Annotated in this window: 14 protein-coding genes; 3 read left to right on the top strand and 11 right to left on the bottom strand. The window is 63.7% G+C overall.

The window, feature by feature from the left end; genetic code table 11:
* Positions 1–33 precede the first annotated feature (33 nt).
* Positions 34–900, top strand: a complete 867-nt coding sequence (gene yghU / locus O7A60_RS23595) for a glutathione-dependent disulfide-bond oxidoreductase (protein WP_337108222.1) — start codon at positions 34–36, stop codon at positions 898–900.
* Between the two features lie 77 nt (positions 901–977).
* Here the strand turns inward: yghU and O7A60_RS23600 are convergent, their stop codons facing one another.
* Together O7A60_RS23600 and O7A60_RS23605 are read right to left on the bottom strand one after the other, a co-directional pair.
* Entirely contained in the window at positions 978–1277 is a 300-nt protein-coding gene (locus tag O7A60_RS23600) for a DUF1236 domain-containing protein (protein WP_027144231.1), read from the bottom strand.
* Between the two features lie 527 nt (positions 1278–1804).
* Positions 1805–2050: an exopolysaccharide production repressor protein gene (locus O7A60_RS23605; RefSeq protein ID WP_337108223.1), complete on the bottom strand. Its 246-nt coding sequence runs from the start codon at positions 2048–2050 to the stop codon at positions 1805–1807.
* 216 nt (positions 2051–2266) lie between these two features.
* Between O7A60_RS23605 and O7A60_RS23610 the strand changes: the two genes are divergently transcribed.
* Positions 2267–3007, top strand: a complete 741-nt coding sequence (locus O7A60_RS23610) for a sulfotransferase family protein (protein ID WP_337108224.1) — start codon at positions 2267–2269, stop codon at positions 3005–3007.
* A 1165-nt stretch (positions 3008–4172) separates the two neighbouring features.
* On the opposite strand, the gene xth is transcribed toward O7A60_RS23610, so the two are convergent.
* Complete coding sequence (xth, locus tag O7A60_RS23615) at positions 4173–4943, bottom strand: exodeoxyribonuclease III (RefSeq protein ID WP_337108225.1); 771 nt, start codon at positions 4941–4943, stop codon at positions 4173–4175.
* A 6-nt stretch (positions 4944–4949) separates the two neighbouring features.
* Positions 4950–5594: an alpha/beta hydrolase family protein gene (locus tag O7A60_RS23620; protein WP_337108226.1), complete on the bottom strand. Its 645-nt coding sequence runs from the start codon at positions 5592–5594 to the stop codon at positions 4950–4952.
* A 235-nt stretch (positions 5595–5829) separates the two neighbouring features.
* Between O7A60_RS23620 and O7A60_RS23625 the strand changes: the two genes are divergently transcribed.
* Positions 5830–6789 carry an IS5 family transposase gene (locus O7A60_RS23625; protein ID WP_337108227.1) on the top strand — a complete coding sequence of 320 codons (960 nt, stop codon included), beginning with the start codon at positions 5830–5832 and terminating at the stop codon, positions 6787–6789.
* A 148-nt stretch (positions 6790–6937) separates the two neighbouring features.
* Here the strand turns inward: O7A60_RS23625 and O7A60_RS23630 are convergent, their stop codons facing one another.
* The 7 genes from O7A60_RS23630 to O7A60_RS23660 all read right to left on the bottom strand — a co-directional run bounded on the left by O7A60_RS23630 (position 6938) and on the right by O7A60_RS23660 (position 16015).
* Complete coding sequence (locus tag O7A60_RS23630) at positions 6938–8071, bottom strand: tetratricopeptide repeat protein (RefSeq protein ID WP_337108228.1); 1134 nt, start codon at positions 8069–8071, stop codon at positions 6938–6940.
* A complete protein-coding gene (ku, locus tag O7A60_RS23635) occupies positions 8068–8973 on the bottom strand; it encodes a non-homologous end joining protein Ku (RefSeq protein ID WP_337108229.1) in 906 nt (301 codons plus the stop codon). Before ku ends, O7A60_RS23630 begins: the two co-directional genes overlap by 4 nt.
* Before the next feature lie 266 nt (positions 8974–9239).
* Entirely contained in the window at positions 9240–11735 is a 2496-nt protein-coding gene (gene ligD, locus O7A60_RS23640; RefSeq protein WP_337108230.1) for a DNA ligase D, read from the bottom strand.
* A gap of 248 nt (positions 11736–11983) precedes the next feature.
* Positions 11984–12208 carry a hypothetical protein gene (locus tag O7A60_RS23645; protein WP_337108231.1) on the bottom strand — a complete coding sequence of 75 codons (225 nt, stop codon included), beginning with the start codon at positions 12206–12208 and terminating at the stop codon, positions 11984–11986.
* Positions 12209–12317: 109 nt separating this feature from the next.
* Positions 12318–13538, bottom strand: coding sequence for a GNAT family N-acetyltransferase (locus O7A60_RS23650; RefSeq protein WP_337108232.1), 1221 nt, complete (start codon positions 13536–13538; stop codon positions 12318–12320).
* A 9-nt stretch (positions 13539–13547) separates the two neighbouring features.
* Positions 13548–14849, bottom strand: coding sequence for an MATE family efflux transporter (locus O7A60_RS23655; RefSeq protein ID WP_337108233.1), 1302 nt, complete (start codon positions 14847–14849; stop codon positions 13548–13550).
* Entirely contained in the window at positions 14846–16015 is a 1170-nt protein-coding gene (locus tag O7A60_RS23660) for a glycosyltransferase (protein ID WP_337108234.1), read from the bottom strand. Before O7A60_RS23660 ends, O7A60_RS23655 begins: the two co-directional genes overlap by 4 nt.
* Between the last annotated feature and the right edge of the window lie 195 nt (positions 16016–16210).

Here is a 16210-nt window from a genome sequence, read left to right on the forward strand (position 1 = left end):
GACCTGCCATCCTCCCACGATACGAGAGCCGACATGACCGAATATACCCCGCCGAAAGTATGGACCTGGAACAAGGGCAATGGTGGCGCCTTTGCCAGTATCAACCGGCCGATCGCCGGACCGACGCACGACAAGGAACTGCCGGTCGGCAAGCACCCGCTGCAGCTTTATTCGCTGGCGACGCCAAACGGCGTCAAGGTGACGGTGATGCTCGAAGAGCTCCTGGCGCTTGGCCACAAGGGCGCCGAATACGATGCATGGCTGATCCGCATCAACGATGGCGACCAGTTTGGCAGCGGCTTTGTCGAGGTCAACCCCAATTCCAAGATCCCGGCGCTGATGGACCACAGCGGCAAGTCCCCGGTGCGCGTCTTCGAATCCGGCTCGATCCTGGTCTATCTCGCCGAGAAATTCGGCGAATTCCTGCCGGCCGAGCAGCCGGCGCGGGCGGAAGTGCTATCCTGGCTGTTCTGGCAGATGGGCTCGGCCCCTTATCTCGGCGGCGGCTTTGGCCATTTCTACGCCTATGCACCGGAAAAGATCGAATATGCCATCGACCGCTTCTCGATGGAGGTGAAGCGCCAGATGGACGTTCTCGACCGCCGTCTGGCCGAAACGGAATATCTTGGCGGCAAGGATTACACCATCGCCGACATGGCGGTCTGGCCCTGGTATGGCGGGCTGGCGCTCGGCCGGCAGTATAATGATTCCGCCACCTTCCTGTCGGTGCACGAGTATAAAAACGTGCAGCGCTGGGCGAAGGCGATCGACGAACGACCTGCGGTAAAGCGTGGCCGCATGGTCAACCGCGCCTTCGGCGAACCGGCCATGCAGCTGCACGAACGCCATGACGCCAGCGACTTCGACACCAGGACGCAGGACAGGCTCGCCGCCGAGTAGATTCAGGAAAGCTCCGTCAAAAACCCATCACCGGCGTTAAACCGGTGATGGGCTTTTTGCTTGATGCGTGAGACGGATCAGTGAAGAACTTCCACGATCTGACGGGTGTCGGGATCCACCAGCACGGTCTGATCATTGATCACCGCGACGCGATACCTGACGTTGGGTACTTCACGCAGTTCGACCTTGTCCGGTACCGAGGAGCCGAGCTTGAGTTCGACGCCCAGAAGGTTCACCGACGCCAGCGGCTCCCTCTTGATATATTCGCGAACGACCGTCTCCTGTTCCGGCTGGACCACGATGGTGTCCGCCAGAGCCGCGCCGGCGCCGCCCAGCAGGACGATCGCAGCCGCAGCACTCGTAAGATAATGTTTCATGACAACCTCCATGATTGGCTATTCGCTCCGCCTGATGGGAAACTCTCACGCAAGTCGGAGGTTCCATATCTGCTTGTGAAATAAATGAGGCGCTTAACCAACAATATGCCACATTTTGTTACAAATATAAGTGAAGATATCAACACTAGCATGCTTTGCAGGTCTAATAAAACTTCTTCTGGATTGCGGGACAATCAAGGCATATCGGCTTGCAAAGGCAAGAACTGACGCCTCTTTCTAGGGCTATCTAACGTATAGCGAGGGGTGTCGTTCCCGTACTTTACCTCGTCTCCAAAAAAGGCCCGCCCTGCCGGGAGCAGGAGCGGGCCTCCAACGGACCGGTGGAGGTGGCGCCTCACCGATCGAGGTAGGAAAACGCACCCACCGCGGCTTCGTTCCACCGTGGCCGCCGCGATTTACCGGAAGTGCGCCCCGGGCGAATTCCGCGCGATGCTGAATACTCTGGCCAGCAAGGCCCTGAGAGATTCTCCCGGGGGCTGAGGGATAGCGAGCCGCGGGTGGCGCCGTTAATGCCGGACGCCGTCCCGGTGTAACGGCGGCACCGGGTCAACTGCATCCTGGCCCATCGCGGTGTCTTGTGCGCGCCTGTGGATCAGCCCCAGGACGAGCACGAAGTAGCCGACCTGCAGGACGACCAGGACCACCGCTGTCCAGGCAAGCGCCTCCCACAAGGAACCGGTAGCAATATAGGTCCAGACCGCGACAAGGATCGTGGTCGCCGACATTCCGACGAGAAATGGCCCAAAATACATCGACCTTCAAGATCGCCCAACCCGTCCCGGTCCGGGCGACTCCCTGCCCAAATCTCCGCATCCGCGCACAGGTTTTCATTATTTTAGCAACTACGCAAGTACGCGGTGTCCAGCTCGACATCCCCTTAGAAATTTGTTGCACGGTGGCGCTGGCAGGAGCAGTTTGGTGCTCACGGACTGCGGTAATCGGGAAAAGAAGTCCGGGGGGATTGGGGAATGACGCTTAAATTGATCGGGGCCGGTTTCGGCCGCACCGGCACATGGTCGACCTTTGCCGCGTTGAACAAGCTCGGCCTGCCCTGCTATCACATGCAGGAAGTGATCATGAACAAGGCCAACACAGGCCATCTCGATTTCTGGCGCAAGGTGGCCAACAGCCCGCCCGGTTCGCAGCAGGACTGGGGCAAGGTGTTCGCCAATTACACCGCCACGGTCGACAATCCAGGCTGCTGCGTGTGGCGCGAACTGATGGTGGCCTACCCCGATGCCAAGGTGCTGCTGACATTGCACCCACGCGGTGCCGAGGCGTGGTACGAAAGCACGATCGACACCATCTACTTCACCGAGAACCTGTGGCAGTTCAAGATCCTGGAATGGCTCACCCCGTTCGGCCGGAAGTTCGGCGACATGTCGCGCAAGCTCATCTGGGGCCGCACATTGGCCGGTGTCATGGGCGACCGGGATAGGGCGGTTGCCCGCTACAATGCCTATGTCGACGAAGTCAAGGCAGCCGTGCCGCCGGAAAAGCTGCTGGTGTTCAAGGTCAGTGAGGGCTGGGCCCCGCTCTGCCATTTTCTCGACGTGGCGCAGCCGAACGAACCCTTCCCAAACCTGAACGACCGCGAAACGATCAAGAAGATCATCCGCGACATCATCACGGGCTCCTACATCATGCTGGGACTGACGGTGGCTGCCATCGCGGCGGCGATCGCGGCATTGTGGTGGTGGCTGGGCTGACGGCAAGCCCAAGCGCGCCTGCCTGCGTGGAGCGGGCCGAGTTTTCCGCTCCCGAAACAGACGATCGACTGCCAGCTTTCGGTCGGGCAGGCTGACTAGCAACTGCTCTCGTTGGAATTTTGCGCTTGCCTTCCCTGCCGGACGGGTCACCAGTTCATGGCCGTTCGACCAGGCTTTTGCCCCTTCTCAACCCCGCTGCAAAGCCGCATGATTATATCTCGATTGGATGAAATAGCGGAACATCCAATGGACATTGCCGGAACCGAACAGGGCCCCTCGGACTTTTGCGCGCACCACCCAAGACCTTGGTCCTACAACGGAAACCGGATGGTTCGATCCGCGACGCGCAGGCAACGCGCGCCGGTCGGTCCAGAGGCGCCGGCCCTTTGCCATCACGCGTCATCGCCATGCCCGCAATGCCGCCTGATGATTGGCCGATTGTGCCCGGCTAGAATGCAGGGCCTTGCAGCCCCTGCCTATTCCGCTTTCGCGGAAGTTTCGGACATATAGGCGATGTGCGATGATGTTGTTGCGGCGGTACGAGCCGCCCTGGTTGGCGCGGGCGCCGAGCACACCCCGACAATGCGCCCCCCGTCCGCGTCGACCATGGCAAGCGCCTGGATGCCACGGCTTTGCTGCCAGCCCGCTGGGCCGCCAGCTTAGCGCGAGAGATGACTTGCGGAAAAGGGTCGCGTGCGACCGTCAGGAGTGACGACAAGGACGCGGGCGCGGTATCCGCTGGGCTAGGGAGAGATGGGCAGCCTGGCCGAAGAGCCTGGCTCACCGGTGGGCGTCGCAGATGGCTAACCGGTTACGACCGGCAGCAAGATGTAGGTGCCGCAGAGACAGAGCGATAGTATCAAGCCGGCCGCAACTACTCCTGCGTAGGCGGCACCCTTATTCTCGTTCAGGCGCTGTGCCTTGGTTGGCCAGAGACTGTAGACCAGCCAGCAGGCAAATAGCGTCAAGACCACGGAGCCGCCGAACATAAATAACTCAAAAGCGCGAAAATTATATCGCCTGAGAATCGTACCCCCTATGACAATGGGCAGTGCGATCAACACTCGCATCTTGAAATGATGCCACAAGTCGGATTTCGCCATCGTATATGATTGTTGCCGTTGCTATTCGCGATTCCTAGCCTCTAAAAGCTTAAAGTTTCTGCTCACCCCAGTTCCACCCAGACCGGCGCGTGATCGCTGGCGCCGTCCTGCCCGCGCACGTCGCGGTCTATGCCCGCTCCCTTCAGCCGGCGCACGAGCGCCTTCGACAGCAGGATATGATCGAGCCGCAGGCCGGCGTCACGCTCCCAGCGGTTCCGGCGATAATCCCAGAAGGTGTAGAGCGTCTCCTTCGGATATTTCTTCCGTAACGCATCGGTCCAGCCTTGTTCCAGCAGCGCGGCGAAGGCAGCGCGGCTTTGCGGCTGCACCAGCGCGTTGTCGTCATAGGAGCGGGTGGCGTAGATGTCGCGCGGCTCGGGCACGATGTTGTAGTCGCCGGCCAGCACCACAGGCAGATCGGTTTCGAGAAGCTGTTCGGCATGCGCCTCCAGCCGCGCGTGCCAGGCGAGCTTGTAGGTGAATTTTGGCCCCGGCTGCGGATTGCCGTTCGGCGCATAGAGACAGGCGATAACGATGCCGTTCACCGCCGCCTCGATATAGCGGCTCTGCCGGTCGGCATCGTCGCCGGGCAAGGCATCGCGGGTCAGCACCGGCTCGGCACCGCGCGCGAGTATGGCGACGCCGTTCCAGGTCGGCTCGCCCTTCCACACCGCACCATAGCCGGCATCGGCAAGCGCGGTACGCGGAAACTGCGTGTCGCGCGCCTTCAATTCCTGCAGGCAGACGACATCGGGTTTTGCGGTGGCGAGCCACGCCAGCAGCTTGTCCAGCCGGCTGTTGATGTTGTTGATGTTGAAGCTGGCGATCTTCATCGGGAATCAGGGGGCGATCCTGCCCACCCACGCCTTCACCGTCTGCGCCAGCGTCGTCAGATGATCCGCCGTGGAGAAGCCCGAAATGCTCTTGCGCGGCTTGAGATCATGGTCGCCGTCCTCCAGCCAGATCACTTCGATCGCATCGGAAAGGCCGTAGGTCGCGACCTCTTCCTTCGTGCCGAACTCGTCGCGCGTCCCTTGAAAAATCAGCGTCGGCGTCTTCAGCCCCGCGAGATGTTTTGTCCGCAATTGCTCGGGCTTGCCAGGCGGATGGAAGGGATAGCCCAGGCAGACCAGCCCCGATATCTCGCCCTTGGAAAACATCTCGTCGGCGACCATGGAGGCGACGCGCCCGCCCATCGACTTGCCGCCGATGATGAGCTTGCCGGTCACGCCCTTGCCCCTGAGGTCGGCGATCGCCTTGATGTATTCCGGGTTCACCGTCTCGGCGCGCGGCGGCGGCTTGCGCTGGCCATAACGGCGGGCCGCCATGTAGTGGAATTCAAAGCGCGCGACCTGGAAGCCCACGGCGGCGAATGCCTTGGCAGTGGCGGTCATCGAGGGCGAATCCATCGAGGCGCCGGCGCCATGCGCAAGCAGGATGGTGACGGGAGCGGTGTCGTCGCCATCGAAGAGGAAGGTGGTCATGGAATAGAACTCCCGTGGCTCGGCCTTGGTGACTCCTTCTCCCCTTGTGGGACAAGGTGGATCGGCGCGTAGCGCCGAGACGGTTGAGGGGTGTTCCAGCGAAGTGAGACGTTGGCGTTCCCTGGAACACCCCTCATCCGACCTCGCTTCGCGAGGCCACCTTCTCCCGCAAGGGGCCTGTTGCGCAATTCTGGCATTGTGATTTCACTTCGATTATTGCTCGGAGGGATTTGCGATGGCGGTGAAGCGGACGGGACAGATGAGCTTTGTCGAGGCGTTCCTTGGGAACAAGGCGGTTGGCTCGTCGGGAATCCTGGATCGGATCGAGTCGCTGGTGAAGTGGTACCGTTTCGAGAAGCTGCTTGGCGGGCTCAATCATGGTGGTCCGGGCCATCCCGGCTGGCCAGCGCTGGTTCTCTTCAAGGCCCTACTCTTGCAGTCGCTTTACGGGCTGTCGGACCGCGAGTTGGAGGAAGCGCTCGCCGACCGGCTGTCGTTCCGCCGCTTCGTGGGGCTCGCCCTCGACGAGACGGTGCCCGACCACACGGTGCTCAACCGCTTCCGCAATCTTTTGATCGAGAAGGGACTTCTGGACAGGCTGTTTGGCGAACTCGACCGGCAGTTGGAGAAAGCCGGCGTGATGCTGAAGCGCGGCGCGATGCTGGACGCGACCCTGATCGAGGCGGCCTCGGCGCCGAGCTCCGGCAAGCGGGCCTCGCTCGATCCGGACGCTGCTTTTGGCGGGGCCAGGAAGAAGGGCGGCTTCACCTTCGGCTACAAGGCCCATGTCGGCGTGGACGAGGGTTCGGGCCTGATCAGGACTGTGATCACGACGCCGGCCAACGTCAACGACACCGAGCCAGCCGACGGCCTGATCGTCGGCGACGAGAAGGTGGTATGGGCGGATGCAGCCTACCACACCCACGCCCGCCAGGCGCGGCTCAAGGCGCGCGGCATCAAGGCCCGGCTCGCCCGCCGGCCCAACAAACACCATCCCGAACTGCCGCCCCGCCTCAAGCTCTACAACCGCTTGATCGCGCGGCGCAGGGCGGCGGTGGAAACCACATTCGCCACGCTCAAGAACCGCATGCGTCTCACCCGCATCCGCTATGTCGGCCTCGTCAAGGCAACGGCCCAGATCATGCTCGCCACCATCGCCTTCAACATGAGACGATGGGCGGCGATCACGCCATAGCTGCGCCCGAAATCCGCCAAACGCCGCAAAGGCGCGGCTCCCAAACCCCGAAAAGCCTCCAAAGCAACGAAAATGGCCGCCCTCAATCCTCACAACACGCCTCCCGCAATATTGCGCAACAGGCCCACAAGGGGAGAAGGAAAGACCCTCACCCCGCCGACCTCGCCAGCTGCATATCCACGAACTGCACGCCCCTGGCCGCCACTCCAGCCCATTCCGATGCCGCGTCGAGCTCCAGATACCGCACCCACAGCCGTCGCGCCTCAAGCAGATTGCCCGCGTCAAACTCCAGCCGCGCCAGGTTGAAGACAGGATCGGCATAATTCCTGTCGAGCCCGATCGCCTTCTGCAAGTGCCTTCGCGCCGAGGCGTCGCGGCCTTGCTCGCTCATCAGGCCGGCGAGGTTGAACCAGGCCTCGACGAAGGCCGGGTCGAGTTTGATCGCCCTGGCATAATCGTGCGCGGCTTCCGCCACGCGCCCGGACCCGCGCAAACAGTTGGCGCGGTTGAAGGCGGCGATGGCGTCGGTCGGATCGATGGCGAGGCAGCGCTGGTAAAGTGCCGCTGCATGGTCATGGTCGCCGCCCTCTTCCGCCGCTTCCGCCTCGGCGAACAGATCTTCCAGCGTGTCGTCGCCTTGTGCCGCCGCGCCCAGATCGAACAGCAATTGCCCGTCGACTTCGCTCTGGCCGCCTTCGAGGTAGATGGCGTCGGGCCGGCCATGCTGCGAGCCGACATTGAGCGACTTGGCGGTGAGCGAAGCGACGGGGCCGGAGCGGTGGACGGAGCGCGCGATCGCGCCCCATGTGGCGCCGCCGGCGGTCAGCCCGGCATATTTGCGCGCCAGGATCAGGTCGCGGAAGGAATAGGGCTCGCCATCATGCTCGAAGGCATCGAACAGGCTGAGCCGGTCGAGATCGGCGCCGGACAGCCTGGACTGGTCGATCAGCGACTGGCGCGACAGCGACGACGCCTCGGGCGTCTTCATCAGCCCGAGCAGCCGCAGGAAACCGTTCTCGCTCAAGAGAATGCGCCCGGCCGCACGCTCGGCGCCGAGGCGGCGTTCGATCTCGCCGTCGCTATTTTTGGTCAGTCCGGCCTTCGCCAGCCCGGCCTTGGCCAGCAAGGTCCGTCCGAACACGACATGGGTGGTACGCCTGGTGACGCCGCGCCTGAGCTGGCCGTGCTGGCGCTCCACCTCGCGCGCGGCGAGCCTGAGCGGAAACGCCGCCAGCGCGCCGATCGTACCAAAGACAGCCCCCGGAACGGCCGGTGCCGTCATTTCTTGCTCTTGCCGACCGCCTTGAGCAGGTTGGCCTTGAGCGGATTTTCAGGCGCACCACCCGCTGCCGCCTTCTTGGCGACGGGCTTGGCGGCCTCGTCGGCCTTGCTCTTCGACTTGGCCGGCGGCTTCGACTGCGACAGGCTGGCCTTCAGCGCATCCATCAGGTTGATGACATTGCCGCGTTCCGGTGCCGCCGCGATGATCGGCTTGTGGCCCTTCAGCTTCTCGCGGATCATCGACATCAGCGCGACTTCGTAGCGGTCCTCGTAATTCTTCGGATCGAAGGTGGTTTCCTTCTGCTTGATCAGCGCTTCGGCAAGCTGCAGCATTTCCGGGTCAGGCTTCATGGCCGGAATGTTGCCGAAATATTCAGCCGTGCCACGCACTTCGTTCGGGTTCCTCAACGTACACACGAACATGCCGTTCTCGCGCGCGCCGATTGTCACCACGCGCTCGCGGCTGGACAACACCAGCCGGGCAATGGCGAGCTTGCCGGATTTGCGCATCGCCTCGCGCAGCACGGCGAAGGTCTCTTCCGCCATCGCCCCGTCCGGCGCCATGTAATAGGGCGCGTCCTGGTAGATGACGTCGACCTCGTCCTCGTCGACGAAGGCCTCGATGTTCATCGTGTGATTGGATTCGATGCGCACCGCGTCGAGGTCGGCATCGTCGATGATGATGTACTGCTTGTCCTCGTACTCATAGCCCTTGACCAGATCCGCGCGTTCGACGAGCCCCAGTTCAGGGTCGACCGGCTTCATGTTGATGCGGTTGTGGGTCTTCTTGTGCAGCTGGTTGAACGAGATGCGTTCGCTGGCGCTGGTGGCGGGGTATAGCCGCACCGGACAGCTGACCAGACTGAGTTTGAGGTAACCTTTCCAACTTGCCCTGGGCGCCATGATGACTCCTACGCGGCCACGCGCTGACAGTTACTTCGCAGCGCTTCGTCCGAAGGACGAACAAGGCTGCGCAAATCCTACACCGACCCGGCACAATATCGGCAAATCCCTGACGAAATCTTCCCGCCGGTTTTCGGGGGTCACGGGCGGAGAATAATTCAAATTGTCGGAAGCGTCGATGGAGATGATGTGGCTCTGGCCGTTAGCCTGGGCGGGCATGCCTTGTTCCTACGGCGAAGCAAGGAGCGGAGCGACACGGCGACGACCTAGGAAAGGGAGGCGGGCAAATCCCGCGCGAACTCGTCAATCTCTGCCCACGGATCGCCCGATGTCTCCAGCAACCCCGGCAGCGACGCGTAATTCAAATCCTGCGGCGCATCGATCGCCTCCAGATCGCTCCAGCTCACCGGTGTCGAGGCCGGCAGGTTGGTGCGGGCGCGCAGCGAATAGGGGGCGGCGGAGGTGTGGCCGCGCGCGTTGCGGTGATAGTCGATGAAGATGCGCCGCTTGCGGTTTTCCTTGCCCATGGTGGTGGTGAAGGTGTCTGGCGCGGTGGCCGTAAGATGCGTCGATATCGCGCTGGTCGCCTGGTGCAGCTTCTTCCAGTTCTGCTTGCCGGTCACCGGAACCGTGATGTGGATGCCGCTGCCGCCCGAAGTTTTTGCGAATGGCACCAGCCCCAGCCCCTCCAGCTCGCCCTTGATGTGAACGGCGGCCTCGACCACCTCGCGCCAGGAAATCCCCTCGCCCGGGTCGAGGTCGAAGACGATCTGGTCGGGCTTGTCGAGGCTGGTGCGATGGGTGCCCCAGGTGTGGAACTCGACGACGCCGAACTGCGCCAGCGCCAGATAGCCCTTGGCGCCCTCGACGGAGAGATAGGACTTGGTCTCGCCCTCGGAATTGGTCGCCTGGAACGTCACCACCGAAGGCGGCATGCCGGTGAAGGCGTGGCGCTGGAAGAAGCAATCCTTGGGCAGGCCGGTCGGGCAGCGCACCAGCGACACCGGGCGGCCAAGGATGTGCGGCAGCATGAAGTCGCCGACCAGCGCGTAATAGACGGCGATGTCGAGCTTGGTCGGGCCGTTCCTGCCGAACAGCCGCCGCGTCGGGTTTGTCACCCAGATGGTGGCAAGGTCGGCTTCAGCGATCAGCCGCTTGCGTTTTGCCGACACCGGAGTCGACAGGCCGACGTCACGCAGACCGCGAAACACACCATGGCGCAGCGCATTGTCCGCCGTGCGGTTCGCAAAATGGATGCGCGCCGAAAACAGAGGCTTGACCCATTTCATCTCGCGCATGATCTCGCGCGGCACACCTTCCGGCGGCGTTGCGCCGGACGTGAGCGGCTCCAGCCGGGCCAGCAGGTCGGCCGCGGTCGCGGCATCGAAGCCGGTGCCAACCTTGCCGCGATAGTGCAGTTCGCCGTCCACCCACTCGGCCATGCCGAGCGCGGCCAGCCCCTCGGCCGCGTCCGAAGTGGTGTAGCCGGCGATGACGAAATCGCCCTTTTCGAGCGCCTTGGTCTTGGTCCAGCTCTTGGTGCGGCCGCTCTGATAGATCGCGGTCGCGCGCTTGGAAACCACGCCCTCCAGGCCGAGTTCCGTCACCTGGTCGTAGAGCCCCTGCCCCGAACCCTCGACATGGTCGGAGAACTGGATGGCGGAGTTGGCACCAAGCCCGCCAAGCAGTTCGGCCAGCAGCGCCTTGCGCCGGATGAGCGGCACCTTCATCAGGTCCCAGCCATCGAGTTGCAGGAGATCGAAGGCGTAGAAGTGCAGCTTGCTGCCGGCGCCCTCCGCCAGCGCGTCCTGCAGCAGCGCAAAGCGGGAAATGCCCTTGGCGTCGAGCACGACGATCTCGCCGTCGATGATCGCCTCGCGGCACGGCAGCTTGGCGAACGCATGGGGAAGGTCGCCATAGCGCTTCGTCCAGTCGATGCCGCCACGGGTGATCAGCCGGACCTCCCCGTCGGAGACATGCGCCATGGTGCGGTAGCCGTCGAATTTGATCTCGTGCAGCCAGAGCTCGTTGGTATTGTCGGCAAGGCTTTCGCCACCCGGCGGCTTCGGCACCTGCGTGGCCAATTGCGGCTCGATACGGCTCAGTGCCGGCGCCTTGGCCGCGCCCGGCAGGTCGCCCGGCCTCAACGACCCAGGCTTTGGCGCGGATTTCGCGGCCGGCTTCGGCGGCGCCACCAGTTCCTCGATGCGCAGGCCGGATTTCACGCTTTCCGGTCGCGCTTCGAGGATGTTCAGCGCCGTGTCGGCGGCGAGGTCGCGCTCCTTGAACAGCAGCCAGTTCTTCTTGTTCTCGTCCTCGCCCGGCTTGGGCTTCAGGCGCGTCAGCATCCAGCCGCCATTGAGCTTTTCGCCGGCCAGCCGGAACTTGAAGGCGCCGGTGCGCAGGCTTTTGTCGACATCGTCCATCGGCGCCCAGATGCCGGTGTCCCAGACGATCATCGGCCCGCCGCCATATTCGCCCTCGGGGATGACGCCCTCGAAATCGGTATATTCGAGCGGATGATCCTCGGTCTCCACGGCCAGCCTTTTGTCGGCAGGGTTGAGCGAGGGCCCGCGCGGCACCGCCCAGCTTTTCAAGACATCGCCGACTTGCAGGCGCAGATCGTAATGGTCCGCCGTCGCATGGTGCTTATGGATGACGAAGCGGTTGCCGTCGCCGGCCATCGACCCGCCGGCCGGCTCCGGCGTCTTCGAGAATTCGCGCTTGGCGCGATAGGTTTTGAGTTTGGCGGGCGGTGGCATGTTCAGGCGACGATAAGCACGGCTTGTCGGCGCCGCGTTCCTTCACGCCCCCCTCTGTCCTGCCGGACATCTCCCCCGCAAGGGGGGAGATTGGCAGCTTTCCTGGCCGCGCCTGTCTTGCAACCTTGACGATTGGCGAAAGCGCCGGCGACATCTGATCTCCCCCCTTGCGGGGGAGATGTCCGGCAGGACAGAGGGGGGCGCCGTAGGGCGCTACGTTTGCACCATTCGCGATTTTTCACTTGGTCTCAATCGTCAATCGCCGGCGTCAGTTCCAGCTCGGCCGGCGACAGCCCCTGCTGCAACTGGCTCAAGCGGAATTCGTCGACCCAGTAGGCCTCGCCGTCGACTAGCACGCGCGCACTGTAGGTGCCATCGGAGAAACGCTGCGCGGTAATGTAGACCTTGTGGCGGTCGAGCGCCTTGCGCACCGCGGCGCGCATGGAGTTCTGGCTGTTCACGGCAGTGGACATGCGCTTCGCCCTCGGTCGCCTGACACGGAACTCGGCCGTTCCTGGCGGCCCGGCGACTGCCCCCAAGGATGGCGGAGACGCGCGGCCCTGTCAATTTCGCGGGCGTCCTTCAGGTCTTCAGCCGCCGCAAACGGCGCATCACGCCCTGTACGGCCTTGTAAAGCCCCGGCTTGGTGCGCACGAAAGCCTCGGCCCGCCTGCGGAACTCGATGACGGCATTGGCCACGCTGCCCCGCATCGTGAACCCATGGCAGAGTTCGACCAATTCCGAGCCCTTTGCGCCCATATGTTCCTTGTAGCCCTGGTTGCCGACGGACAGGTCGAAATACCCAAAGCCCTGTTCGCGCCCCCAGCCGATCAACCTGCCCATGATTGCAAGCCCTGGTGAGACATTGGGCGCGACGCTCTGGTCCATCGCTATCAGGAGAGCGTGGACGGTCCCTTGATGAACCAGCAGATATTGAACCGCGATCAGGGCCTCGCCGACGCGCAGCCCGAAAAGCCGCACCGAGCCATCCGACAGGCCCTGAATGGCCGCGTTTCGATAGAAATCGACGATCTTCTCCTGCGTCAGCAAGTCGAAGCGACCAAGCTCGCGAAAGCGATCGAGCCGCATCCGCACCAATTCAGCGAAGATGCGCTCAACCTCGGCCGGCGCGTCGGCCTCGACCAGTTCCACGCTGCCAAGCCGTTCGAGGCGACGCCAGTCCTTGCCGAATTCCTTGACGAAGGATGGCCTGCAATGACGCTTGAGGACTGTTTCGGGGTCGCCGTCGATGGCGAGGCCGAAGGCGGTCTGGATGGAATCGCGCGTGTCCGGGAGCAAGGCCAGCGGATTGGCGACGCCGTGGATCTGTCGCGGAATTCCCACGATGTGGACGCGGTCCGACGGCGGCAGCGCCGAGCGCACCGCCGCCCACGCAGCCTGCGCGGATTGCCTGGTCCACGGGGTGGCATCGGCCAGCAGCGGCGCCGCGTAGTCGCAGACACTACCGCTCAACCATTCGACCACCCAATGCTGGAACGCCCTACGCCGCATCAGCGGCACCAGCATTCTGGGTTCGCCGGTCGCGGCGTCGCCCACCTCCACGATGAGGAGTTCCGCGCTTTCCGGCAACAGCCGCGCCACGATCCCTTCCGCCCAGGCGAAAATCTGGTGGCCGGTGCACACGCCATCCGCCTGGAGGCGCAGCCAGAGCGGCCTGACCGCTTCCAGGCTGGTATGCAGTTTCGCCGTATAGGTGCCGTTCGCCGCGATCGCGGCGGGATGCCGAACCTGCCCGCCGGGCAAGTCCGTCACCGCAGCAATTTGCACTGCCTGGCCTGACACATCTCTCTCCTATCGTCTTGCCGCGGCGAACGAAACCGCCCGCCGCCACGAGCCCAGCCGGCTGTCGTGCTGCTGGTCCGGGTGTTCGATGTTCCACATGCGGTGATGCACGAAGTACCACGATGCCACGAGCACGAAGATCTCGGAGACCGCGGAACCCGCCAGCGACCAGGGCGGAGACGCGACCACCAGCAGGATCGCGATCAACGCCAGTCCGACAATGGCGCCGCCCAAGGTGATGAACGCCACGATGCGGAAGTCACCCATTATCTCGAGCACGACGCGGGGCATGATGTAGAGCATGATCGGGACGAAATTCGCGATCACGAAAAGCCCGATGAACCCCACCGAGGCATCCTGGAGAGCCTGGGACTTTATCATCGGCAGGACGAACATGATGGCGCATCCATAGGCCACCGCGCCGAACCCCATGACGACAGCCCACAGCTTTGCCTGCGCCCAGACACGGCGCGTTTCGTTGCTGCGCATCAGCTTGGCCAGTTCCGGCTGCGTCATGTTCACGAAGGCGAGACTGATGATGCGCAGCGGCGCGAACAGCACGAGCACCGCCGCCAGCGGCGCATAGGCGGCCGGCCCGGCAATGCCCGCGACCAGCAGCGCCAGGCATTGCCCCTGGATGTTGGTGGTGGTGGCGCTGAAAGCCGACCAGCAGAGCTGCGACCAGAGCTTTGCATAGCGCCGCCGCGTCGGCATGCGGAAGCTGATGCGCATCGTGCGGCGCGCCAGCCGAACCAGGACGAAGATGCCAAACAGGTTGGCCGCAGCAAGTGCATAGAACACGCTCTGCAGCGCATCCCTGGCCAGCCAGATCGCAAGGCCGGCCATGATGGTGCCGGCGATCGTGAAAGCAGCATCGCTGATGGAGACGATCACCTGCTGGCGGCGCGCGAAGAAGGCCGTGCGCATGTGGCTGCGCAGCGACCATGCGCCGACGAAACAGCCGGCGGCAATTCCGCTGGGATCGCCCAAAAGACGCATCACGATCGCCGTGCAGATGGCCATCAGCAACGCAACGACCAGCGCCGCCGTCCCGAAGGCCACGTCATAGGCATTGACGCCGGCGCTGTTGGTGCTCTTGCTCATCCATATCGAGGCGGGAACGGCGGTGAGCGACCTGATGTAGGACAGGCCGACGCCGCCCATCACCATGCCGATGGCGAAGAGGCCGTAGCCTTGCGCCGACAGCATGTGCAGCAGCGCGATGTTGAGGGCAAAGTGGAAGCCGCTCTGCATCGCCTCGCCGCCGATCATCAGCACGAGGCGCCGCACCAGATGGCCAGGCAGTTTCACGGCCGTGTCTCCGCCTGGCGGGCGGTTGCCGTCCGGCCCGGCTTGGCGATGGCCGCCTTCAGCTTGTCCGCGGCTATTGCCGCGATCGCCGCGGCCGCGACCGGCTCGCTGAAGACCGCCTCGTAGCGTGCCCGCCCGGCGGCGACAAAGGAGCGCCATGCCTCCGGCCGCAGGATGATTTCCTCGAGTTTGCCGGCAAGGGCGGCGGCATCGCCGGGCGGAACATGCCAGCCGGTTTCGCCTTCGGCGACCACCTCGACCAGCCCGCCGATCGCCGACACCAGCGGCGGCCGGCCATAGGCCATCGCCTCGATGGCGACACGGCCGAGCGATTCGGGACGCCGCGACGGTACGGTGACGATATCGGCCCAGCGATAATGCTCGGACGGGTCGGGGATGAAGGGCAGCACGCTGACGCGTCCCGTGAGTCCCATGCTCCCGACCAGTTCGGCGAGCGCGCGTTCGCGTTCGACGCTTTCGAAGGCCCCGCCGACCAGCCGCACCTCGATCCTCGACTTGAGTTGCGCCGGCAGCGAGGCGATCGCCTCCAAAAGCACTTCCTGGCCCTTGATCCTGTTGATGCGGCCAAGCAGCAGCACCTTGAGCGGGCGCTTGCCGTCATAGGTCGTCGCTTCGGCCGCGGCCGGGCCGGCGACGCCGTTATAGATCACATGGGAGCGCGCGGATCTGGGCTCGCCGAACGCGGCGCGGGTGGCGCGCGAGTTGAAGATGAGATCGGCATGGCTCCAGTGCATCAGGCCGACAAGGATCCTGCGCATGGCGCCTTCGGGAATTTCGTGGATGTGCAGCACGGCCTTGTGCGGCAGAAGGCGCGCGGCCAGCGCGTAGTCGGCCACGATCGAGGTGTTGACATAGGTGAGATCGCAATCCCTGAGCCGCCGCCAGGCCCTCAGCACCGCGACCGGCAGCCGCGCCATCTCGATCGTGGCAAGGCGCGCAACGGCCTGGCGCCTCAGCACCCAGAGCGGCTCGAAGACGATCCGGGTCGCATGCGGTTCGAGAATCCGTACGATCGGTCCGCCGCGCGGCAGCACCACTTCGATGTCGGCTGACGGAAACGCGGCGCGCAGCGCGGCCACGCTCTCCGCGAAGCTGCGGTCGGAACCATAGAGTTCATAGCCCTGATGGACGCATGCAATCCGCATATTCCCATGCATCTTTCTGCCAGGGGTAGTTTGATGATCCCGCCACCTGACGGATCAGGCGACTGGAAATTTCAAGCCCAACACCCCCTTTGGACTTCACTTATAGCCGGCATGGTGACGAGCGGATGTGGAACCCGGATCACCATGCCAATGCTGCACGTCCTCCGCCGATGTGGCGCACAGAAGTCCATGAGC

The organism is Mesorhizobium salmacidum (SeqCode) (assembly GCF_037179605.1).
GTDB lineage: Bacteria > Pseudomonadota > Alphaproteobacteria > Rhizobiales > Rhizobiaceae > Mesorhizobium > Mesorhizobium salmacidum.

Bases quoted from the DNA above. Each gene is read 5' to 3' on its own strand.
- ligD (WP_337108230.1), bottom strand. From the start codon at position 11,735: ATGCCACCGCCCGCCAAACTCAAAACCTATCGCGCCAAGCGCGAATTC.
- ku (WP_337108229.1), bottom strand. From the start codon at position 8,973: ATGGCGCCCAGGGCAAGTTGGAAAGGTTACCTCAAACTCAGTCTGGTC.
- O7A60_RS23605 (WP_337108223.1), bottom strand. From the start codon at position 2,050: ATGTATTTTGGGCCATTTCTCGTCGGAATGTCGGCGACCACGATCCTT.
- O7A60_RS23600 (WP_027144231.1), bottom strand. From the start codon at position 1,277: ATGAAACATTATCTTACGAGTGCTGCGGCTGCGATCGTCCTGCTGGGC.
- O7A60_RS23625 (WP_337108227.1), top strand. From the start codon at position 5,830: ATGGCGGTGAAGCGGACGGGACAGATGAGCTTTGTCGAGGCGTTCCTT.
- O7A60_RS23610 (WP_337108224.1), top strand. From the start codon at position 2,267: ATGACGCTTAAATTGATCGGGGCCGGTTTCGGCCGCACCGGCACATGG.
- O7A60_RS23620 (WP_337108226.1), bottom strand. From the start codon at position 5,594: ATGACCACCTTCCTCTTCGATGGCGACGACACCGCTCCCGTCACCATC.
- O7A60_RS23630 (WP_337108228.1), bottom strand. From the start codon at position 8,071: ATGACGGCACCGGCCGTTCCGGGGGCTGTCTTTGGTACGATCGGCGCG.
- O7A60_RS23660 (WP_337108234.1), bottom strand. From the start codon at position 16,015: ATGCGGATTGCATGCGTCCATCAGGGCTATGAACTCTATGGTTCCGAC.
- xth (WP_337108225.1), bottom strand. From the start codon at position 4,943: ATGAAGATCGCCAGCTTCAACATCAACAACATCAACAGCCGGCTGGAC.
- O7A60_RS23645 (WP_337108231.1), bottom strand. From the start codon at position 12,208: ATGTCCACTGCCGTGAACAGCCAGAACTCCATGCGCGCCGCGGTGCGC.
- yghU (WP_337108222.1), top strand. From the start codon at position 34: ATGACCGAATATACCCCGCCGAAAGTATGGACCTGGAACAAGGGCAAT.